Source organism: Zoogloea sp. JDB1 (genome assembly GCF_056724025.1).
In genome coordinates this window covers 2,074,141-2,095,480 of sequence record NZ_CM161496.1, presented here as the reverse complement: position 1 = coordinate 2,095,480, position 21,340 = coordinate 2,074,141, and the positions used below count along the sequence as shown (strand labels likewise).

16 protein-coding genes are annotated in these 21,340 nt (G+C 61.0%); all 16 read right to left on the bottom strand.

The genetic code is table 11. The features are described from left to right. Positions 1 to 6: 6 nt before the first annotated feature. The 16 genes from flhA to AC1PPK_RS09320 all read right to left on the bottom strand — a co-directional run bounded on the left by flhA (position 7) and on the right by AC1PPK_RS09320 (position 21,322). A complete protein-coding gene (gene flhA / locus AC1PPK_RS09395; RefSeq protein WP_481118201.1) occupies positions 7 to 2,094 on the bottom strand; it encodes a flagellar biosynthesis protein FlhA in 2,088 nt (695 codons plus the stop codon). Between the two features lie 89 nt (positions 2,095 to 2,183). Continuing rightward, on the bottom strand, positions 2,184 to 3,335 hold the full coding sequence (gene flhB / locus AC1PPK_RS09390; RefSeq protein WP_481117553.1) for a flagellar biosynthesis protein FlhB: 1,152 nt from the start codon (positions 3,333 to 3,335) through the stop codon (positions 2,184 to 2,186). Positions 3,336 to 3,440: 105 nt separating this feature from the next. Beyond that, positions 3,441 to 3,746, bottom strand: coding sequence for a DUF3135 domain-containing protein (locus AC1PPK_RS09385; RefSeq protein ID WP_481117552.1), 306 nt, complete (start codon positions 3,744 to 3,746; stop codon positions 3,441 to 3,443). 150 nt (positions 3,747 to 3,896) lie between these two features. Beyond that, the gene (locus AC1PPK_RS09380; protein ID WP_481117551.1) at positions 3,897 to 5,870 is read right to left on the bottom strand and encodes a chemotaxis protein CheA; all 1,974 of its coding nucleotides are present in this window, start codon (positions 5,868 to 5,870) and stop codon (positions 3,897 to 3,899) included. Positions 5,871 to 5,908: 38 nt separating this feature from the next. Continuing rightward, positions 5,909 to 6,745, bottom strand: coding sequence for a protein phosphatase CheZ (gene cheZ, locus AC1PPK_RS09375; protein WP_481117550.1), 837 nt, complete (start codon positions 6,743 to 6,745; stop codon positions 5,909 to 5,911). A 27-nt stretch (positions 6,746 to 6,772) separates the two neighbouring features. Further along, complete coding sequence (gene cheY / locus AC1PPK_RS09370; RefSeq protein ID WP_079432693.1) at positions 6,773 to 7,171, bottom strand: chemotaxis response regulator CheY; 399 nt, start codon at positions 7,169 to 7,171, stop codon at positions 6,773 to 6,775. A gap of 15 nt (positions 7,172 to 7,186) precedes the next feature. After that, positions 7,187 to 8,134: a chemotaxis protein gene (locus AC1PPK_RS09365; RefSeq protein ID WP_481117549.1), complete on the bottom strand. Its 948-nt coding sequence runs from the start codon at positions 8,132 to 8,134 to the stop codon at positions 7,187 to 7,189. A 24-nt stretch (positions 8,135 to 8,158) separates the two neighbouring features. Further along, complete coding sequence (locus AC1PPK_RS09360; RefSeq protein WP_481117548.1) at positions 8,159 to 9,127, bottom strand: chemotaxis protein; 969 nt, start codon at positions 9,125 to 9,127, stop codon at positions 8,159 to 8,161. A gap of 172 nt (positions 9,128 to 9,299) precedes the next feature. Then, on the bottom strand, positions 9,300 to 10,979 hold the full coding sequence (locus tag AC1PPK_RS09355) for a methyl-accepting chemotaxis protein (protein ID WP_481117547.1): 1,680 nt from the start codon (positions 10,977 to 10,979) through the stop codon (positions 9,300 to 9,302). Between the two features lie 257 nt (positions 10,980 to 11,236). Beyond that, on the bottom strand, positions 11,237 to 11,542 hold the full coding sequence (locus AC1PPK_RS09350) for an STAS domain-containing protein (protein WP_481117546.1): 306 nt from the start codon (positions 11,540 to 11,542) through the stop codon (positions 11,237 to 11,239). 58 nt (positions 11,543 to 11,600) lie between these two features. After that, the gene (locus AC1PPK_RS09345) at positions 11,601 to 12,701 is read right to left on the bottom strand and encodes a protein-glutamate methylesterase/protein-glutamine glutaminase (RefSeq protein WP_481117545.1); all 1,101 of its coding nucleotides are present in this window, start codon (positions 12,699 to 12,701) and stop codon (positions 11,601 to 11,603) included. Between the two features lie 38 nt (positions 12,702 to 12,739). Next, positions 12,740 to 13,360, bottom strand: a complete 621-nt coding sequence (gene cheD / locus AC1PPK_RS09340; protein WP_481117544.1) for a chemoreceptor glutamine deamidase CheD — start codon at positions 13,358 to 13,360, stop codon at positions 12,740 to 12,742. Continuing rightward, positions 13,344 to 14,186 (bottom strand): CheR family methyltransferase, encoded by an 843-nt coding sequence (locus tag AC1PPK_RS09335; RefSeq protein WP_481117543.1) that lies wholly within the window; start codon positions 14,184 to 14,186, stop codon positions 13,344 to 13,346. The genes cheD and AC1PPK_RS09335 overlap by 17 nt, the downstream gene beginning before the upstream one ends. A 113-nt stretch (positions 14,187 to 14,299) precedes the next feature. Beyond that, a complete protein-coding gene (locus tag AC1PPK_RS09330) occupies positions 14,300 to 17,563 on the bottom strand; it encodes a Cache 3/Cache 2 fusion domain-containing protein (RefSeq protein ID WP_481117542.1) in 3,264 nt (1,087 codons plus the stop codon). A gap of 53 nt (positions 17,564 to 17,616) precedes the next feature. Continuing rightward, a complete protein-coding gene (locus tag AC1PPK_RS09325; protein WP_481117541.1) occupies positions 17,617 to 20,766 on the bottom strand; it encodes a methyl-accepting chemotaxis protein in 3,150 nt (1,049 codons plus the stop codon). A gap of 52 nt (positions 20,767 to 20,818) precedes the next feature. Next, complete coding sequence (locus AC1PPK_RS09320) at positions 20,819 to 21,322, bottom strand: chemotaxis protein CheW (protein WP_481117540.1); 504 nt, start codon at positions 21,320 to 21,322, stop codon at positions 20,819 to 20,821. Between the last annotated feature and the right edge of the window lie 18 nt (positions 21,323 to 21,340).

Below are 21,340 nucleotides of genomic sequence, written 5' to 3'. Positions count from 1 at the left end.
GCACTCTCACGAAGTGACAGCAATCATCGCCGACACGCGGATGAGGCGGGTCTCTGGCACCTCGGAATTGGCCACCACCTTGAGGCTCGGCACTGCTCGCCGCAGGAAGCGCGACAGCAACCAGCGCAGGGGTGCCGGCACCAGCAGGACAGGCGGCAGACCGATATCCTCCATGCGCTGGGCCGCCGCTGCCGTCTCGCGCAACAAGGTATCCGCCAGGCCCGGTTCGATCGCGCCCCCTTCCGGCCCGCCGCCGGCCATGGCTTGCATCAACACGCGCTCGAGACCTGGATCGAGGGCCATGACCTGGACCTCTCCATTGCCCGGAAAAAGCCCTTGCACGATCGCCCGCCCCAGGGATTGGCGGATTCGCGTAGTGAGCTCCAGCGGGTCCTGGATGCGTGGCGCACACTCCGCCAGCACCTCGATGATGCTGCGCATGTCGCGAATATTGACGCCTTCGTCGAGGAGGTTCTGCAGCACCCGCTGGACCGTGGCGAGTGGCAGCAGCTTGGGCACCAGATCTTCCACCAGCTTCGGCGTCTCCTTGGCGATGTGATCGAGCAGCGCCTGGGTTTCGAGGCGGCCAAGCAGTTCGGAAGCATGGCTCAGGATCACATGGTTCAGGTGGGTCGCCACCACCGTACTGGCATCGACCACCGTGTAGCCGAGGGCATGCGCCTGCTCGCGCTGGCTGGCGTCGATCCACACGGCGGGCAGGCCAAAGGCCGGATCGGTGGTTTCCCTGCCGTTGAGGGGGCCCGCCACGCGCCCCGGGTTGATCGCCATGAACTGCCCGGGGAAGGCCGCACCGGTTCCAACCTCGACCCCCTTCAGCACGATCCGGTATTCATTAGGCTTGAGCTCCAGGTTGTCACGGATGTGTACCGGTGCAGCCAGGAAGCCGATGTCACGGGCGAACTTCTTGCGGAGCCCGCGAATGCGCTTCAGCAGCTCACCGTCCTGCCCCTTATCCACCATCGGGATCAACCGGTAGCCGACCTCCAGGCCCAGTACGTCGACCGGCGTCACATCCGCCCAACTGGCCTCCTGGCTCTCGATGGGCGCAACAGGAGCTTCTGCCGGCGGAGGCTCCTCGACGACCTCAGCCTGCCGCTTGCCGCCTCGCCAGGCCAGATAACCCAACCCGCCGGCAAGCAGCAGGAAGACCAGATTGGGCATGCCCGGAATCATGCCCAGAATGCCGAGGATCGCTGCAGCCAGGATCAGCACTTGCGGGTTGGTGAAAACCTGCCCGATCAGCTGGGAGCCCATATCCCCTTCGTCACCGACCCGGGATACCACCAAGCCCGCGGCAACCGAAATGATCAACGCCGGCAACTGGGCCACGAGGCCGTCACCGATGGTCAACAAGGTGTAGTTGTTGGCAGCCTGGGCCAACTCCATGTTGTGCTGGAGCACGCCGACGATCAGACCACCGATCACGTTGATGGCCATGATCAGGATGCCGGCCACCGCGTCGCCGCGCACGAATTTCGACGCACCGTCCATCGCGCCGTAGAAGTCGGCCTCCTGGGCCGTTTCGGAGCGCCGGCGCTTGGCCTCCTTCTCGTCGATGAGACCCGCGTTGAGGTCGGCATCGATGGCCATCTGCTTGCCCGGCATCGCATCCAGCGTGAAGCGCGCGCCCACTTCTGCGATCCGCCCGGCACCCTTGGTGATCACCACGAAGTTGATCACGGTGAGGATGATGAACACCACTAGACCGACGGCTGTATTACCACCGACCAGGAAGTGTCCGAAGGCCTCGATCACCTTGCCGGCGGCATCGGCTCCCTTGTGCCCCTCCAACAACACTACCCGTGTAGACGCCACGTTGAGAGACAGGCGCAGCAGGGTTGTCACCAGAAGCACTGTCGGAAAGACCGAGAACTCCAGTGGTTTAAGGGTATACATCGCCACCAGCATGACGATCACCGACACAGCGATATTGAAGGTGAACATCAGATCCAGCACGAAAGCCGGCAAGGGCAACACCATCATCGCCAGAATCAGGATGATGAGCAGCGGACCAGCCAGGGCGCGGATGTTACTGGGCGCGAAGAGCGTTCGCAGGTTCAGACTACCGTTCATGGTCGCCATGGTCCTCCTCCTCCAGCCCAATGAAAGGCGGGAAGAAACAGGGATTTACCGTTCAATTCGGAGCAAACAGCCAACCCGGCTCAAGGCTCGTCCGGCAGCCCCTCCGCCGGATCCAGGCCGGCGGGCACCTCCAGATGGGTCGGTACCTCCGGTGGCAAGCCGCCTTCGGCAATCCAGTGATTGAGCTGATATACGTAGGCCATGACCTCCGCGACCACCGTATAGAGCGTCCCCGGGATCTGATGATCGAGCTCACAATGAGCGTACAGGGCGCGCGCCAACGGGGGCGCCTCCAGCACCGGCACCCCACTCTCCCGGGCAAGCTCACGGATGTTCTGGGCGATCAGGTTCATGCCTTTGGCAACCACGATCGGAGCCCCCGCTGCCTCAGGGTCATAACTGAGGGCCACCGCATAGTGGGTCGGGTTGGTTACCACCACGTTGGCCTTCGGCACATTGGCCATCATGCGGCGGCGGGACATCTCCCGCTGGGCGGCACGGATGCGCGCCTTGATCTGCGGATCGCCTTCCTGCTCCTTCATTTCCTGACGCAGCTCTTCCTTCGTCATGCGCAGCTTGCGGTGGTATTCCCACAGCTGGTAGGGAACGTCGAGTGCGGCGATCAGCGCCAGGCTGGCGACGATCAGCAAGGTCGAGTACAGGACCAGATTGGCGAAATCGTCCATGCTGGATTCGATCGGCTGCATCATCAAGCCAAACAGGTGGTCCCGCTCCCGCCACACGACCCACACACCGACACTGGCGACCAGCACCGCCTTGAGACTTGCCTTGACCAGCTCGGCCAGGCCGTGGGTCGAGAACATCCGACCCAGCCCGGGCAGCGGATTCAGACGGTTCAGATCCGGCGTGAAGACCTTGGTGGAGAACACCCAGCCGCCCATCACAAAGGGGGTAATCAGTGTCGCCACGACCAAGGCCACCAACAGTGGCGCGATGGTGAGCAGGCCGTCGATGGACAAAGCCGACAGGATCCGCCCCATGCCTCCCGGTTCGAAGGCGGCATTGCGCTCGAAGGACAAGGCCGACTTCACCACACCCATCATGCGGTGTCCGCCCCAACGGCCGAGCACGTACAGGCCCACCACCCCAACAATGAGAAGAATGAAGGTCGCAAGCTCGCGAGAATGGGGCACCTGCCCTTCTTCACGAGCTTGCTCTAGCCTTCGGCCTGAGGCCTCTTCTGTCTTTTCGGCGTCGCTGTCTTCAGCCACTGACGATCCAGAAGTCGTTCAAGGGTGATCAGGATACGCGCAGATGGGACTGCACAACACAGCGAATGAACAGTAGGGACTTGCGCAGCAACGCCTACCTGCTTGTCAGCGCTGGGACGTGCCCCGAAGCAAACCTCGCAAACTGTCGGTTTCCCGCTGGAGTTCGACCAGCTTGAGGCTGAGCAGGATGAGGCGCTCTTCCATCATGTCGAGGATGTCGCGGCAGGCCTGCACCGGGCTGCCTGCCACCACACGGGCCGTATCTATCCTGGACTGCAGCGCGGAGAGCGGCCCCTCCTGGCCGGGATGCATGGCGATGCACTGGCGCAGCGCGAGATCCCTGGCCTGGAAAAAAGCGACAGGATCATGCTCTGCGAGGTGTTTCCAGTAGTCGAAATCGAAGCCACCCACACGCCCTCCCCCTGCCGGACATGGCGCGCGACACCTGAAAGGCGAAGGGCGGCGGCAGTCAGGACTTATCCTAACCGACTGCCACCCAACTTACGAGCGCCGTATGTCACAAGGCCGCTGGGCGGAGCTCTCCACGCCAGCCTGCACCATTCAGGCTGCCAGCGCAGGAACCTCCAGCTTGGCCAACAGTTCCCGACGGGACACGCCACCACCGCGCGCATCGCCGAGGGCTCCGAGCAATTCCTTCATGTCGAGGATCAACACGATCTGGCCATTGGACAGCGTCGTGACGCCAGCCACGCCCTTGGGACGGAAATCGTCGAGGGACTTGATCACCGCGTCCTCGCGACCGGCAAAGCTGTCGATCGCCAGGATGAAGCTCTGCTCGGCACTCTGCATCAGCACACCGTATTCGGGCGTCTGCACCGGCTCCCAGCCCAGCAGTGTGGTGAGCGGCATGATCGGCAACACTTCGCCACGCACCACCATCGTCGCCCGCCCGCCGACCTCCTGAACCTCCGCCGGCTCGATCGGCAGGATCTCGCGGACCATCGACAGCGGCACCGCGAAGGGCTGCTCGCCGAGTCGCACCAGCAACACCGGCAGGATCGCCAGCGTCAGCGGCAGGCTGATGACGAAGGTCGTCCCCTTGCCGAGGCTGGAGCGGATGTCGATGGAGCCGTTGAGCTTCTGGATGTTGGTCCGTACCACGTCCATGCCGACCCCGCGGCCGGACACGTCGGAAATCTGGCTGGCCATCGAGAAGCCGGGCAGGAACACCAGGTTGAAGCTCTGGCGCTCGTCCATCGTATTGGCTTCCTCATCGGTGATGAGGCCCTTCTCCACCGCCTTCGCACGCAGGCGCTCGGCGTTCATGCCGCGGCCGTCGTCGGCCACCAGGATCACGATGTGATCGCCTTCCTGACGGGCCTCGAGGCGCACGATGGATTTCTCGGGCTTACCGTTGGCAAGGCGCTCCTGAGTATCCTCGACGCCATGGTCCACCGCGTTGCGAATCAGGTGGATGATCGGGTCGGACAAGTCCTCGATCATCGTCTTGTCGATCTCGGTCTCCTCGCCGGCCAGCACCAACTCCACGTCCTTGCCCAAGTTTCGGGCCAGGTCACGAGCGATCCGCGGGTACTTCTGAAACAGGCGACCGATCGGCTGCATCCGGGTCTTCATCACCGCGTTCTGCAGGTCGGAGACCAGCAGGTCGAGCTGACTGACCGCCAGATCGAGCGCATGCAGGGTTTCGGTATCGTTGCGGCCGTTCAGAATGTCGCTGCGTAGCGCATTCAGACGGTTCTTGGTCAGCCCAATTTCACCGGACAGGTTCAACACCTGGTCGAGACGCGAGGTATCGACGCGAATCGAGTTGTCGCGAGTCTTTTCGCTGTCGCGCCGACCAACGGGCCCCGAGGCACCCGGCTTATCGGTCGCACGCCGCCCCACCGCGGCCTTGATGACCTGATCGGGCGTCTTGTGGGCCAGAGCGTCGTCGGATTGGTGCATGACGACCGGCGCCGCCGCCTCAATCGTCACGGGAAGCGGAGCCGCCACGGACGCCGCTGCGGGTTTGCTCCCCGTGACGGTTTCGAACAGAGCATTCCAGTCGAGCCCATCGCCAGACGGCATCGCCGCAGCAGGCACCGCTGCCGCAACGGCTGCCTTCGGAGGCACGGCCTGCGTCACGACCGGGGCAGGAGGAGCCGCCGGCTCATGGGACAGATCGCCTGCAATTGCCAGGCGCAGACTATCGATCAGGTGGCCTGCCGCTGCTGCGGGCTGCACGCCTTGCTCCAGATAGCCAAACATGTCGCGGACCGCCCCCGTGGACGACAGGATCACGTCCATCACTTCCGGCGTCACCATCAATTCCCCATTGCGCAACTTGTCGAACAGGTTTTCGGTGAGATGACACAGGGTGACCAGTTCGGTGGCGTTCAAGAAGCCCGCACCGCCCTTGATCGTGTGGAATCCGCGGAAAATGTCGTTGAGCAGGCCCTTGTCGTTGGGCGCTCGTTCCAGGTCCACCAGTTTGTTGTCCACGCCCGACAGGAGATCTCCGGCCTCAACCAGAAAATCCTGAAGCAGGTCTTCCATCCCGCCAAAATCGCTCATTTGCTCTGCTCCTTGCGGGCTTGCCCGCTAGCTCCCGGTCAGAAACCCAGGCTCTCCAACAGGTCATCAACCTGCTCCTGATTCGACACCACGTCATCACGGCCCACGGCGTTGATCACTGGTCCATTCAGGAGACTGTCTTCCACCTTGCGCTCTGCCGGAATCGTCTCGATCAGCACCTGCAGGAGCTGCTTCTCGAGGTTCTGGGCCAGATCGACAACTTTCTTGATGACCTGTCCGGTCAGATCCTGGAAATCCTGGGCCATCATGATTTCCATCAACTGGGCATTGGTATCCCGGCTGCTGTTCACGACAGTTCCGAGAAAATCGCGGGTCTCACCAGCCAGTTGGCGGAACTCGTCCGGACTCAGCTGGTTGGAGTAAAGACGGTCCCAGCGAGCCCGCAGCATGGTGGCCCCCGCCTCTACCCTATCCTGGATCGGCTTGGCGATGTCCGTGGCATTCAGCACCTTACTGGCTGCCTGTTCCGTCATCTCGGCAATATAAGTAAGGCGCTGGCGGGCATCGGGAATCGCGTGAGCCGCCTCCTGCAGGCTGCGGTCGTAACCGAGTTCACGCAGGGTGTCATGCAGTTGTCGGGTCATCACGCCAATCCGGTTGAAAACCCCGTCACAGCTGTGCGGACGTGCCTCCGGTTCAACCGCGGCATTGCCCATGGTGTACTCGCTGGACACAGAGTCGAACAAGGCCTGCAATTCTTCGTCATCCCCCCCGGCGCTGCTGGCCGGAGACACCACCTCGAGTCGAGGCGGCGGAGCAGCCGGCGCTGGCGCGGCGCCTTCGGTAATGCTGTCGAAAAGGGCTTGCAGGTCATCGTTGTCGCCGGATTCATCGAATTTAAGCCGTTTTGCCATGATGGATTTCCGTCTGATCAGCTACCTTCAGGCAGCTTTCTTGCCCATCTTTTCGAAAATCTTCTCGAGCTTTTCGGAAAGGGTTGCTGCCGTGAAAGGTTTGACGATGTAGCCGCTGGCTCCGGCCTGGGCCGCTGCGATGATGTTTTCCTTCTTCGCTTCGGCGGTGATCATCAGCACCGGCAGGTGCTTCAGGGCCGGGGTCGCACGGATGTTCTGCAGCAGGGTCAGACCATCCATGTTGGGCATGTTCCAGTCCGTCACGACAAAGTCGAACGGCAGGGAGTTGAGCTTCTGCAGCGCAATCTGCCCGTCCTCCGCCTCGTCCACGTTGGTGAAGCCGAGTTCCTTCAGGAGATTGCGGACGATCCGCCGCATGGTCGAAAAGTCATCGACAACGAGAAATTTCATCTTGGGGTCCGACATATTGTTGATCTCCGTTCAATCCCGGTAGGCCCGCATCAGCAAGGGGCGCAGGGTGTCAGCCAGGACTTCGGCGTCGAATTTGGCCACGTAGGAATCGACACCGACACTTTTACCCATCGCGCGGTTGGCCTCCGACGACAGGGACGAGTGCATGACAACCGGAATGCCCTCGAAGCGGGCGTCCGACTTGATGTTGCGGGTCAACACGTAGCCGTCCATCTCGGGCATTTCCGCGTTGACCAGAATGAGGTTGAGTTCATCGGACAGGCTGGCACCACGCTGCTGGGCATGGGTCGCCATCCCTTCAAGGCGGGTCCAAGCCTCCAGGCCATTGAGCGCGTGCTTGTGACGCACGCCGAGCTTGTCCAGGGTTTCCACGATCTTCTTGCGGGCAACCGCCGAATCATCGACGAAGAACACCGTGGCGTCCTGCCCGCCTTCCAGCGGGTGGATCTGCCCAACAATGGCCTCACCGAAGGTGCTGGCGAGGATGGTTTCCACGTCGAGGATGGACACCAGCTTGCCGTCCTGCAGTTCGGTGATGGCGGTGATGAAGTGATGGCCGGACGACGTGACGTTGTCGGGTGCCCGCACCTTGTCCCATTCGACGCGGATGATGCGGTCCACCTCGTGCACCAGAAAACCCAGCGTGCGCTTGCTGTACTCGGTAACCATCATCGAGCCGCCCAGCGGATCGCCGGGGGCGGAGATCCCCATGATCTTGGCCAGGGCCAGTACCGGGATGACGTTGCCGCGCAGGGAGATCAGCCCTTCCACGCCAATCGGCATGTTGGGTGCCTTGGTTATGAAGGGGGTACGGGACACTTCCCGGACCTTGAACACGTTGATCCCGAAGATCTCCTGGGTCCCCAGGGAGAACAGCAGGATTTCCATGCGGTTGGAGCCCGCCAGCTTCGTGCGGGCATCGACGGCCTCAAGCAGTCCACGATCGACATGATCCATGCTCATCATGCTCCTCTACTTCCTTCAGTCCGCCTTGGCTGCGGTGCGCAGGATGATCAAACGGCGCAGGACTTCGGCCAGTCGCTGCGGCTCGAATTTAGCCACGTATTCGTCCACGCCTACCGAGCGGCCAAGTTGCTGGTTGGACATGCCAGACAGCGACGAATGCATGATCACCGGAATTCCTTCGAAGCGCGGGTCGGTCTTGATCCGCTTCGTCAGGATGTAGCCGTCCATCTCGGGCATTTCCACATCGGTGAGGATCAGGGCCAGCAGGTCCTTGACCTTGCGCCCACTCGAGGCGGCGAAGCTGGCCAGCTTCTCGAGCTCTTCCCAAGCATGGCGTCCATTCACGGCCCCCACGTAGCGGATCCCCAAGGCATCGAGCGTACGCTCGATCTGCTTGCGGGCCACGGAGGAGTCATCGGCAAAATAAACCGTCGGCGGCTCGTCGGCAGCAATCGGCTCAATGCCCTTGAAGAGAAACTCGTCGTCGTAGCGGGTGGTTTCGGACAGGACCTTTTCCACGTCCAGCAGCATCACCAGCTTGGGGCCAGGCAGTTCCGTCACCGCAGTGACCAAGCCGCCCAGATTGGCGGTCAGCATTTCCGGCGGCACCCGCATCTGCGACCAGTCCAGGCGCAGGATGGTATCCACTGCCTCAACCAGAAAACCCTGGGTGTGTCCGTTGTACTCGGTGACAATCATGATGTCGCGCGGACCATCACTCCCCATGCCGGCATACTTGGCCAGATCGACGACCGGCACCAGCACTCCGCGCAGGCTCACCATCCCTTCCACCGATGATGGCATTTCCGGCGCAGCAGTGATCGGTGGCGTCCGCATGACTTCGCGGACCTTGAAGACATTGATGCCGAAGGTCTCACGCCGGCCAGTACGGGGATCGACCCCGAGGGTAAACAGCAGGATCTCGAGCTTGTTTGTACCCGCCAGTCGGGTACGCGCATCAATGTTCTTGAGAAGTTCGGACATGCTCACTCTCCGTCGCAGACCACCTGCCATCCAGATGGGGCAGGCCTCGACTTGGAAGCAATATCGGCGGGGTGCAAACAATCTTGAGGACCGTCAAACACCATTTCACGCCTCTGCATAATGACAAAACGGCCCGCACAGGCGGGCCGGACTTTCTCGGGAACGCTGCGGATCAGGCCCGATAGCCGATCCGGAAGCCTCCCCAGTGACGTCCATTGACGTAAACCGGTGCAGAAATGTCATGCATGATCTCGCCGGTATCACGTCGATACGTCTGGATCAGGAACGGCATTTCGTGCTTTCCGCACTGCTTTCCAACTGGATCATCGAAGATCCGCTTGCCCCGGTTACCAACGAAATCCTTCTCGTAATCCCCCGTCAGCGCCTGACTGAAGCGTTTGTTGTGGGTTGGCACGTAGCCGTTACGGTCGGTACCGATGGCGTATACCATTTCAGCGTTGCCATCCAGCAGACGCTCCTGCACAGCAGGGAAAAGCCGGTCGGTCAATGCATCGAAGCGCGTACTGTACTTCTGCGGACGGGTATTGGGAATCGGTTTGTAGCTGTCGTCGAAAGCGTCGGCCTCACTGACCTGACCAGAGGCGATGGCCTGCTCAAGAAGTTGACCGATCTGTCGGGCCGCTTCCCGTGCCACGCTGGGCATCTTCTTGTGAACGCTCATCGCCTGCTCGCCCTGGGGACCGAGCTTGAATACGCGGCTGATCTCCTTGAGATTGACAGCCAGCCCACTCAGGCTGGAAGCCTCGTCGAGAGTTTCCTGAGCACCCACGGAATTGCGGCCGACCATTTCCATGATTTCCCGCACATGGCCGACAATCTGATCGGCCTCGCGGCTATGCGCGTTGATTGCCTCGGCGATGGCGTCGACCTTCTCCATCGTCTGCTGGGCCCCCTCATTGATCTGCTGAAGGGAGTCTGCCGCCTTCTGGGCCAGCGCCGCCCCTGCGTGGGCCTGGGCGCTGCCTGCGTCGATGGAGGCGATGGCTGTCTTCGTTTCGGACTGGATCGCGGAGATCATCGTACTGATCTCGGTCGTCGCCGACGAGGTCCGCTCCGCCAGTTTGCGGACTTCGTCCGCCACCACGGCAAAACCACGTCCCTGCTCACCCGCACGGGCTGCCTCGATGGCAGCATTGAGGGCCAGCAGATTGGTCTGATCGGCAATTTCGCGGATGACCTTGACGATGCCGCTGATAGCTTCGGAACGTTCCCCGAGCGCAGAAATGACCTGGGCGGAATCCTCGACCGAGCGGGCAATTTGCTCGATCTCCCGCGACGCGCTGGTCACGATCTCCGCCCCCTTGATAGACAACTCACGTGCCACCTGGGCGTTGGTAGCCGTCTGGCTGGCATGGTCAGCCACGGCATTGACGCCTGCCGTCATCTGCTCGATGGCCACCACCATGCTTTCCGCGGCACTTTTTTGGCTGCCAGAGCCCTCGGCCACGTTACCCGCATGACCGGACAGCAGATCCGCCGCCTCCGACACCCGTTGAGCATCGAAAATCACCTTGCCGACGATTCCCTGAAAGCTGCCGATCAACTCATTGAAAACGTCCTCGACCTCACCGACCTTACCACTCGAAACAGGTGCGCGACGGGAAAGGTCCCCATCCTTGTGCATCGCCTTGATGGTGTCGTGCAACTCTGCCAAGGGCTGCACGAACATCGAACGGATAACGGCCAGTACAACAACGCCGACCACAAAGCCAAAGACTAGCCCCGCGGCGACAAGACCCGCGCCCAGAGGAGTACCAAAAGCTAATCCGATGCCGACGCTGCCTCCCGCAACGATCAGACCGGCAATGATTGAAAAAAGCTGAATTTGCATGATGTCCGGCCAACCCCGTGTATTGAAATGGGTATGGGCAGGCGCAAGCGCCTCCCCCGGGAACCAGCACGCCCCCCGCGCGCCGGAGCCTCCGCCCATGCCCTGTCATCTGCAGGTCGCATGAACGTCGCCCATTTATCGGCTGGCCGAAACAGAACTTTAAAATTGCCCGGGGCTTCAGATCGCAAATCCGTCACACCCGCTCCAACACCAACGGCAGAATTCCACCGCCGGGTGCCGAGCGTAGAACACGCCCCTCAATCGATGGGAAACAGCTTGCCGAAATTGGCGATTTCGAGAACCTGATGAACACTGCCCTTCGCGTTGGCCAACCGGACCGTCTTGCCGGCCCCCTTGGCCTTATCCCGCAGCATCAACAGCATTCCGAGTGCAGAACTGTCGAGATAGGCGACGTTGGCCAGATCCACCGCCACTTCCGAGGTATCCGGGCAGCTCAAGGCCCGATCGACGGCATCGCGAAACTCCCGATGGGAGTTGAAATCGAAGCGGCCCGAAAGCTGGATCCGGGCCTGGTTCTGCTGGGTGCTGACTGTAGTATCCATGTAATGCCTCTGCTATTGCCCACTGTGGCGACATGCCTGCAGCTGTCGCCAGCGCATTTTAAGCTTTTCCGCGCCGCTCGCCGCCCCTCAGGCGAGCCAGCACACGCTGACCGACGTCCTTCAGGGGAACGACCTCATCGAGCGCGCCAACGCTGGCAGCCTCTCGCGGCATGCCGTAAACGACGCAGGAATCCTGGTCTTGTCCAATCGTCCACGCACCGGCCTTATGCATGGCCAGCATGCCCTGCGCCCCGTCCTTGCCCATCCCGGTCAGAATCACACCTATGCCATGGGCCCCGACTTGACTTGCCGCCGAATGGAACAGGACGTCCACGGCCGGTCGATGCCGGTTCACCGGTTCCGATTGAGCCAGTTCGCACACGTAACCACCCGCAGAGCGACGCACCAACAAATGGGAATGCCCGGGAGCCAGATAAGCAGTTCCCGGCATCACCCGCTCGCCATGTTCCGCCTCCTTGACTCTTAACCGGCACAAGCCGTCAAGGCGTTTGGCAAAAGATGCGGTAAACATCTCAGGCATATGCTGCACGAGCAGGATACCCGGCATTTGGGCCGGTAAGGAACATAGCACCTCCTTGATCGCTTCGGTGCCGCCCGTGGAAGCGCCGATCAGGACCAGACGTTCCTGGAGAACCCTTTCAGGCAGCCCGCCTGCGCTGCTCGAAACAGGCGCGGAACTCTCTTTCAGCAAGGAAGTGGCTCCCATCGATGCCGGCGTCACCGATACCCTGGACTGCAGTCGGGCACCATGAGCAGCCCGGATCTTGTCACAAATATCTATACGATAAGCCTCGATGCCGCTCGGCAGATCGAACTTCGGCTTGGGCAGGAAATCGACGGCACCAAGCTCCAGCGCCTGCAGGGTCGCTTCGGACCCATGCTTTGTCAGGCTCGAAATCATCACCACCGGCATAGGACGCAATCGCATCAGGCGCGCCAGGAAGTCGAGACCATCCATGCGGGGCATCTCGATATCGAGTGTCAGGACGTCCGGATTGAGGGTCTTGATCATCTCGCGGGCGGCGATGGGATCGGGGGCCATGCCCACAACCTCCAGGTCGGGGGCAGAATTGATCACCTCCGACAACAGACTGCGCATCAATGCAGAGTCGTCGACGACGAGAACCTTGATTGTCATGCTTCACTTCCAGATCAGGACGGAACCCCAACGTCCCGTCAGCCAAAGAGTTCAACGTCACCTTGTACATTGTCACGCCGCAAGCGGGCTTCATATTCGCGCTCACGTTCGATGAGCGTGTCATTCTTCACGCGCACCAGTTTCTTCATCATGACGCGCCCACTGGCCGGGAAGAAATAGACCTTACGCGGATAAATGTCGAGTAGATCCTGCGCCACGATCGGTATGCGTTCAGTCTTAAGGTAATTCAGCACGAACTCCGCGTTCTTTTCCCCAACCTGAGCCTGCGTCAAACTCGCCAGCACCTTGCCTCCACCGAATACCTTGGCTTCCAAGCTACTGCGCCGGGCCCCCAGCTTGAGCAAGTGGTTGAGCAGCACTTCCATTGCATAGGCACCATAGCGCGCCGATGAAGATAGCACGCTGCCATCACCGCCGTTCTCGGGCAGCATGAAATGGTTCATGCCCCCCAAGCCTTTATCCCTATCCCTCACACAAGCAGTTACACAGGAGCCGAGCACGGTAACCAGCACAATATCGGACGTAGTCACAAAGTACTCGCCCGGTAAAACCTTCACCGCATCGCAGTCGAAGGTCCGGTCGAAATAACGATTGTGCGCTAGGTGTTCCACATACCCCGGATCAGCGTGCACGAGCATCGGCCCTTTCATAAACAGTCCGGCCAAGAGAGCGGAACAGATCCGCCGAATGCAGGAAGCTCTCCGAATGTCCGGCAAACAGCAGGCCTTCCGGCTTCAACAGCGGCACGAATCGCTGGAGGATGCCATGCTGGGTCGGCTTGTCGAAATAGATCATCACGTTGCGGCAAAACAACGCGTCAAAGGGTCCCTGTACCGACCAGCTCTTGTCCAGCAGGTTGATGCGCCGGAACTCGATCAGGCGCTGCAATTCCGGCCGCACGCGGGCATTGCCGTCCTGCGCTCCCGTCCCTTTCAGGAAGAAACGCTGCATACGTTCCCGCGATAAACGCTCAACGCGATCCAGCCCATAGACCCCTTTGGCCGCCGTCGCCAGTACATTGGTATCGATGTCGGTGGCAACGATATGCACCGGCGGGCTCAGACTGTTGAAAGCCTCGCAGGCTGTAATGGCCAAACTGTATGGCTCTTCGCCCGTCGACGCGGCGCTGCACCAGATACGGAATGGCGCGTGTGCAGTGTGCTTCTTGAGCCGTTCGGCCAGGATCTCGAAGTGATGAGCCTCCCGGAAAAAAGAAGTCAGATTGGTGGTCAGGCTATTGACGAAGGTTTCCCATTCCTGCGGTTCGCGCTGGGCCCGATCGAGATATTCACTGAACGTGCGGTCCCCCCTCGCCCTCAGTCGGCGGGCCAGACGGCTGTACACCATGTCCTGCTTGATCGGCGACAGCGAGATGCCCGCATGGCGATAGATCAAATCACGGACACGTTCAAAATCGGCCGCCGAGAACTGAAACTCGCGCTCCGGATTAGCTGCGGCAGGCATGTGCGGGACACCTGCAGGGGCGGGCCGTACCGCAGCAGGACGCGATACCGTCCCGCCCGATGGTGGCAGCGGGCTACGGGAAGAAAACGGTTTTTCCGACATTCAGCAGCTCTCTAAAATTCTTCCCACTCATCATCGACATCGCTGCCGACAGCACCACCCGTACGACGGATCTTGGGCAAGGGTGGTGCGGCACGCACCACGGCAGGCCGTGCAGAACGCTCGGGCAACCTTGATACATTACTGGCCGGAGCAGGCTCCACCACCGGCGGAGCCGGCTGGGTGACCTGCGCACCAGATTGCAGACGGAACATGGCCACCGCACGGACGAGGCTGCGGGCCTGGTCTTCCAGGCTCTCGGCCGCCGCCGCCGCCTCTTCCACCAGCGCCGCGTTCTGCTGCGTCACCTCGTCCATCTGGCCCACCGCCTGCGTGACCTGTTCGATCCCGCCGCTCTGCTCCTGGCTCGCTTCCGCAATATCCGTCACCAGCGCCGACAGTTTCTGGAAGTTCGACACCACATCTTCCATCGTATGCCCGGCTTCATTGACCAGCCGCGCGCCGTCTTCCACCTTGTCCACACTGTCCGCGATCAGCGCCTTGATCTCCCGCGCCGCCTGCGCACTACGCTGCGCAAGACTCCGTACTTCGCTCGCCACCACCGCAAAGCCCCGGCCCTGTTCCCCCGCCCGCGCCGCTTCCACCGCCGCGTTGAGCGCAAGAATGTTCGTCTGGAACGCGATCGAGTCGATCACGCCAATGATGTCCGCGATCTTCTTCGAGCTCTCCTGGATCGAGCCCATCGTGTCCACCACCCGCGACACCATTTCCCCGCCCTGCACCGCCACCTCGTTGCTCGAACTCGCCAGCTCCCGCGCCTGACGCGCATTGTCCGCGTTCTGACGCACCGTCGCGTTCAGCTGCTCCATCGAACTGGCCGTCTCTTCCAGGCTGCTCGCCTGCTCTTCCGTGCGGGCCGACAGGTCCGAATTCCCCGCCGAGATCTCCTGCGCCGCCACGTTGATCGACTCCGCAGACTCCTTGATCTGCCCTACCACCTCGCGTAAGCGCTCCACCGTCGTGTTCGTGTCGTCCTTCAACTGACCGAACGTCCCGCTGTATTCCGCCGTGATCTTCTCCGTCAGGTCACCCCGCGCAATCGCGTTCAGAACACGCGCAAGGTCGTTCAAACTCCCGGCCACACCTTCCATGAGGCGATTGATCCCATCCGTCAGATCGACAAAAAAGCCGGTCTTGCCCTCACGCTGCAAACGGGCCGAGAAGTCGCCATCCGCCGCAGCCGACACGATGGCCTGAATTTCACGTTCAGCAGCCAGCTCATCGGTACGGTCACGCCATTCGCCAACCGACCCCAGGCGCTCTCCGCCCGCATTGAAGATCGGGCTGGTCACCACCTCGAAACTACGCCCACCAATCTCCATCATGCTGCGCGTGGTCTGCTGCAGCGCCGCCAAGCGCTGGCGTGCTGCGGACGGATCTGCATACAAGCGGGTGATATCGCTACCCACGAAGCTGTCGGCGCGGAAACCCTGCACGCTCTTGCAGATTTCCCCTTCGATTCCACGAATGGTCTTCACCAGAGCTGGATTGGCATAGATAACCCGGCCATCGGGCTCGGCGATCCGCACGTTTGTCTCGACGCTGTCCAATGCCTGGCGAATGCGTGCGTTCTCATCACTAACCCGCTGTTGCTCGGCAATATCGCTGCCCAGTTTGACCTGCATCGCCTCAAGCGCTTGCATGACGCGCCCCACCTCGTCATTGCGGCTGACATCGATCTCATTGTCGTAACGGCCGTTGGCCACACTCTGGGCAGTCCGTACCATTGCCGCCAACGGACCCGCGATCAGGCCACGCAACAGCCCAAAGATGAGCCCTGCCAGCAATACCGTTGCCAGCAGGCTGATGCCCAGCAGCATGACGCCGATGTTGCGGGAAACGCTCTCAAATTCATCCATGTAGGTACCGCCGGCGATCAGCCAGTTCCATTCAGGAAAGCTGTCGAAAGCCACAACTTTGTCGCGGGCCGAGGTCTCGTTCAGTTCTGCATTCAGCCACGGATAGCGGATCACCCCCTGCTTTCGCTCGAGCATCTCGCGGATGAACGGACTCCCACTCGCATCCTTCGATTCGAGAACACTCTGCCCTTCCTTGGCGGGATGAACGACCAGGGTTCCCTGGGCCTTGCCTGCCGTGGTGTCCAGCACATAAGCATAGCCCGAGTTACCAAAGCGGACAGTCTTGATCTGCTGGCGCAAGGCCGCCATCTCCTCGGCAAACTTGCGTCCGACAAAGGTGGCACCAATCACCTTTCCACTGGCGTCCTTGATCGGAGCATAGCCAGTGTAAGCATCGACACCGAACAACACGGCCTTACCCACGTAGCGCTCACCGGCCAGCAAACGGACATAGGCAGGGCTGTCATGGGCCAACGTAGTCCCGACGGCGCGCTCGCCGTTCTCCTTTTTCACCGAGGTGGCAACCCGGTAGAACTCGTCCCCTTTCCGGGCAAAAAGAGTGGCCACCGCGCCGCTAGCGGCGGTGAAGCGATCCACCTCCTGGGTACGCAGGTTCATCACCGTACTACCGTTGAGCAGCACCGGCATTCCCTCGCCTGCAGCGTTGACGGTGAAGCCCTCCCCCAGGCTGGACGCGAAGAGGTTGCCGAGTCTGTCGGTTTCAACTCGCAGGCTCTGTGCCTTGGACTCGACCAGTGCCCGCACTGCCGCTACCTTGTCGGACACCACGGCCAGCCCTTGCGCTTCGAGCGCCTCGCTGGCGCGTCCGCGCATATAAAGCGAACCAGAGCCAAGGATCACCACCAGCGCCAACGTCGCAGCCAGTGCAGAACGCGCGGCCAGCGATTTACGGCCCAACCAGCGTTCAAACTTGAGCCCAACGCCACCCGACACGACCTTGCCGTCCATGATCTGCTTGCTGCCGGCCTTGCCCTCGCGGAACAGGGCATAGGCCGCCTCCGCAGCGCGAATCTTGTCTACGCTGGCCTTGCGTCGCACCGACATGTAACCAAGAACACGACCGTTGTCGAAAATCGGCGAAGCATGGGCTTCGACCCAGTAGAAATCCCCGTTTTTGCAGCGGTTCTTGACCATCCCGACCCATGGACGTCCAGCCTTCAGGGCCTGCCACATGTCGGCAAAGGCCTCCACCGGCATATCAGGATGGCGCACGATGTTGTGGGGCTGACCGAGCAGCTCTTCCTCGGCAAATCCGCTGATAGCGATGAAATCCGAATTGATATAGGTGATCTGCCCTTTGAGATCGGTCTTGGACACGATCAGCGTCGCCTCCTTCAATTCAACCTCGTGCTGGGTCACCGGCATATTTATTTTCATCTCGAATCCTTCCCTCGCCAACAGCACACGACAGCCAATGGCCAATCAGATGTTCAAAACTCTTCCCACTCAGCTTCCGCCAGATTCACAGCCCCTGCTTTCAGTTTGGGCAAGGGCGCCGCGACCTTGCTTCCCCCACCCCCTTTTTCGCCCCTGATGCGGGCCGGCAAAGGCGTCACACTAGCCCTCGGAGCGGCCGGTATCGGGGCAGACACCGGAAGACCCGCACAGCTCTGCTTCATATGGCGTATTTCTTGAATCGTTTCGTCCGAAAGCACCGAGAACTCATTGAGCAACAAACGCCGCGCTCCCGCGTCATCCCCATCCTGCTTGGCACGGATGACGGCACCAGCGCAGGCATGAAAATCCGCGTGCTTGCCACGCAAGGCTGCGTAATGGGAATTGCTGGCATAACGCTTGCCTTCCCCATGTATCCAGCACCCAAGCAGGCATTTGTCGTCACGGGAAACCACCGCAGGGTCCAGAGCCTCCCCTTCGCCGGACAGGTAATTGCGCAACTTGTGCTTCCAGCCCATATGCGCCTGGATCACCCCATCGAAATCCAGATTCGCAGGAGCAGGCTCCCCGGCCTGGGCGACCAGACGGAAGGTGCTCACGGCACGGACGAGGCTGCGGGCCTGGTCTTCCAGGCTCTCGGCCGCCGCCGCCGCCTCTTCCACCAGCGCCGCGTTCTGCTGCGTCACCTCGTCCATCTGGCCCACCGCCTGCGTGACCTGTTCGATCCCGCCGCTCTGCTCCTGGCTCGCTTCCGCAATATCCGTCACCAGCGCCGACAGTTTCTGGAAGTTCGACACCACATCTTCCATCGTATGCCCGGCTTCATTGACCAGCCGCGCGCCGTCTTCCACCTTGTCCACACTGTCCGCGATCAGCGCCTTGATCTCCCGCGCCGCCTGCGCACTACGCTGCGCAAGACTCCGTACTTCGCTCGCCACCACCGCAAAGCCCCGGCCCTGTTCCCCCGCCCGCGCCGCTTCCACCGCCGCGTTGAGCGCAAGAATGTTCGTCTGGAACGCGATCGAGTCGATCACGCCAATGATGTCCGCGATCTTCTTCGAGCTCTCCTGGATCGAGCCCATCGTGTCCACCACCCGCGACACCATTTCCCCGCCCTGCACCGCCACCTCGTTGCTCGAACTCGCCAGCTCCCGCGCCTGACGCGCATTGTCCGCGTTCTGACGCACCGTCGCGTTCAGCTGCTCCATCGAACTGGCCGTCTCTTCCAGGCTGCTCGCCTGCTCTTCCGTGCGGGCCGACAGGTCCGAATTCCCCGCCGAGATCTCCTGCGCCGCCACGTTGATCGACTCCGCAGACTCCTTGATCTGCCCTACCACCTCGCGTAAGCGCTCCACCGTCGTGTTCGTGTCGTCCTTCAACTGACCGAACGTCCCGCTGTATTCCGCCGTGATCTTCTCCGTCAGGTCACCCCGCGCAATCGCGTTCAGAACACGCGCAAGATCCTCAAGGCTGGTAGAGACGATACCCATCAGGTTGTTCATGCCTTCGGCAACCGTAGCAAAGAAGCCGGCTTTACCTTCGAGGGGCAGGCGGCGGGCAAAGTCGCCGGCGACTGCAGCCTGGAGCAACCCTGCCAGCTCTTGCTCAACACGCACCTCGTTGGTCCGATCCTGCCACTCCACTACTGAGCCCAGCCGGGCCCCCTGTTTATTGACGACCGGATTCGCCACCAATGCAAAAGTACGACCGCCGATGCGTACAGTTGCTTTGTGTTCCCCCTGTAACCGACCAAGCAGATTCCGCTGATGATCCGGGGTCTGATGAAACTCGTCGAAATTGCGGCCAATCAGCCCTACGACACTGAAGTTCGGCAGATCGCGGCGGATATCAGCCTCTGCATCCTGCAACATGGCCAGCACAGCGTCATTGCAATAGACAATCTGCCCACCATTGTCGGCAAGCATGATGCTGGTCGTTGCCTTGTCCAGTGCATTACGCACCCGCAAATTGGCCGCAGCCACCTCATGCTCGGCCTGGATGCGTGCCTTGAGGCTTGCCTGCATGCCATTAAGCGCCCCGGCAATCTCACCAAAAGCATCATGGGAGGAAACCTGTACCGGCTCCTCGAATTGACCGTCGGCCATACGCTTCACCCCGGCCTGGATCTCGCCGATGCCATCCAGCATGGTGCGACGAAATCCGAGGAACAGATAACCCACCACCAGCAGACTGAAACAGATCACCCCGATCGCAGTCCACCTCGCCATGAACAGGTGCTCAAGACGAACCTGGAGATAGCGATCGAACTCGTTCGCTGCCACGTCGAAAATCGCATAGCTTGCATCGACAGCCTTGGAGCCAATGTCGAACACCTGCGTGGGGCTGACCGTAATATCCGTCCCTTGCAGCACCTGTTCGCTGATCAGGGCCCCAAAGGCCTTGATTGCCACATCGAAGTTCTTGCTCGGAACATCCAGGCGAGTACGCAACGCCGGATCGCTGTGACCGACCTTGGAGATGGCCGCTTCGACAACCTCACGCCGATCCCCCAGGCGCCGCATGAACACGTTCATGTCGATCCGCTCGACCTCCGTACTGTGCTGACGGATGGCGAGAGCCGTACCCAACGCGCGCGCGCGTCCGGCATCCTCTGCCAACGCCGGCAGACTAACGGCAAACATGTCCATCAGATAGTAGGTCTCTAGTTCCGGATCAAGCGTAGCGTTGCTCTTGTCCGCCACCAGATTGATGAAACTCCTGATCCGGGCAATGTACTCGGTATGCAGCTTGAAGCTCTCAGCCCCCGACACGTTGACCGCCTTGGCCTGCACTTCGCTCCACCCTTGGCGCAGTGCAGCCCACTCCGCAACGACGCCTAGGCTCTCACCATGGCGGGCGGTCGCCGCATCACCCTCAGCAATGGCCTTGTCGGCGTCCGCTTTCAGCTCGGCCAGCTTTCCGACCAATGCCGTATTTCCACCGATCAGACCTTGAGCCACTCCCCGATGAGCCTGAAGTGCCTGCATCAGGTGGCGTGCAGGCATCACCAGTGGTACCGCCTGAGTCTCCCTTTCGGAAAAGGCAATATCTCCTGCGACCCGCGCCAGCAACATGTACGCCAATACAACCACGGACACCATCGCGATCAGACCGAGCAAAAGCATCTTGCCCTGCACGGACAGGCGATTCATCACGCCAACAGCAGGAGAAATGAGACTACTCATGATGAAGACCTTCTTAGGAGGGGGACACGCGACGGTCAGGCAAGACCTCAAGTCAAGCTGCAGCGTCGTCCACCAGAGCCATTTCACTGGAAAGCATCAACCGTTCGATGTCAACCACGATCAACATGCGCTCGCCGAGCGCACCAAGACCCATGATGTATGCCGTATCCACCGAAGATGCGAAATCAGGCGCAGGACGGATCTGCTCGGGCTTGAGTGCAATGACGTCGGAGACTGCATCGACCACCATCCCCACCACCCGACCGGCGATATTGAGGATGATGACGACGGTGAATGGCGTGTATTCCGCGACACCGACGGAAAACTTGATACGCAGATCGACGATGGGCACGATCGTCCCACGCAAGTTGATGACCCCCTTGATGAAGCTGGGGGCATTCGCGATCGTCGTTACTGCGTCATAGCCACGGATCTCCTGGACCTTCAAAATATCGATGGCATACTCCTCGGCACCGAGGGTAAAGGTCAGCAGCTCCTGTACGACGCCGGGGTCCTCAGGCTCTTGCGTGGCAGTGGTCTGGGCGGCCTGCAGCATGGCAATACTCCTCCAAGG

Bases quoted from the DNA above. Each gene is read 5' to 3' on its own strand.
- flhA (WP_481118201.1), bottom strand. From the start codon at position 2,094: ATGAACGGTAGTCTGAACCTGCGAACGCTCTTCGCGCCCAGTAACATC.
- AC1PPK_RS09380 (WP_481117551.1), bottom strand. From the start codon at position 5,870: ATGAGCGATTTTGGCGGGATGGAAGACCTGCTTCAGGATTTTCTGGTT.
- cheZ (WP_481117550.1), bottom strand. From the start codon at position 6,745: ATGGCAAAACGGCTTAAATTCGATGAATCCGGCGACAACGATGACCTG.
- cheY (WP_079432693.1), bottom strand. From the start codon at position 7,171: ATGTCGGACCCCAAGATGAAATTTCTCGTTGTCGATGACTTTTCGACC.
- AC1PPK_RS09365 (WP_481117549.1), bottom strand. From the start codon at position 8,134: ATGGATCATGTCGATCGTGGACTGCTTGAGGCCGTCGATGCCCGCACG.
- AC1PPK_RS09360 (WP_481117548.1), bottom strand. From the start codon at position 9,127: ATGTCCGAACTTCTCAAGAACATTGATGCGCGTACCCGACTGGCGGGT.
- AC1PPK_RS09355 (WP_481117547.1), bottom strand. From the start codon at position 10,979: ATGCAAATTCAGCTTTTTTCAATCATTGCCGGTCTGATCGTTGCGGGA.
- AC1PPK_RS09350 (WP_481117546.1), bottom strand. From the start codon at position 11,542: ATGGATACTACAGTCAGCACCCAGCAGAACCAGGCCCGGATCCAGCTT.
- AC1PPK_RS09345 (WP_481117545.1), bottom strand. From the start codon at position 12,701: ATGACAATCAAGGTTCTCGTCGTCGACGACTCTGCATTGATGCGCAGT.
- cheD (WP_481117544.1), bottom strand. From the start codon at position 13,360: ATGCTCGTGCACGCTGATCCGGGGTATGTGGAACACCTAGCGCACAAT.
- AC1PPK_RS09335 (WP_481117543.1), bottom strand. From the start codon at position 14,186: ATGCCTGCCGCAGCTAATCCGGAGCGCGAGTTTCAGTTCTCGGCGGCC.
- AC1PPK_RS09330 (WP_481117542.1), bottom strand. From the start codon at position 17,563: ATGAAAATAAATATGCCGGTGACCCAGCACGAGGTTGAATTGAAGGAG.
- AC1PPK_RS09325 (WP_481117541.1), bottom strand. From the start codon at position 20,766: ATGAGTAGTCTCATTTCTCCTGCTGTTGGCGTGATGAATCGCCTGTCC.
- AC1PPK_RS09320 (WP_481117540.1), bottom strand. From the start codon at position 21,322: ATGCTGCAGGCCGCCCAGACCACTGCCACGCAAGAGCCTGAGGACCCC.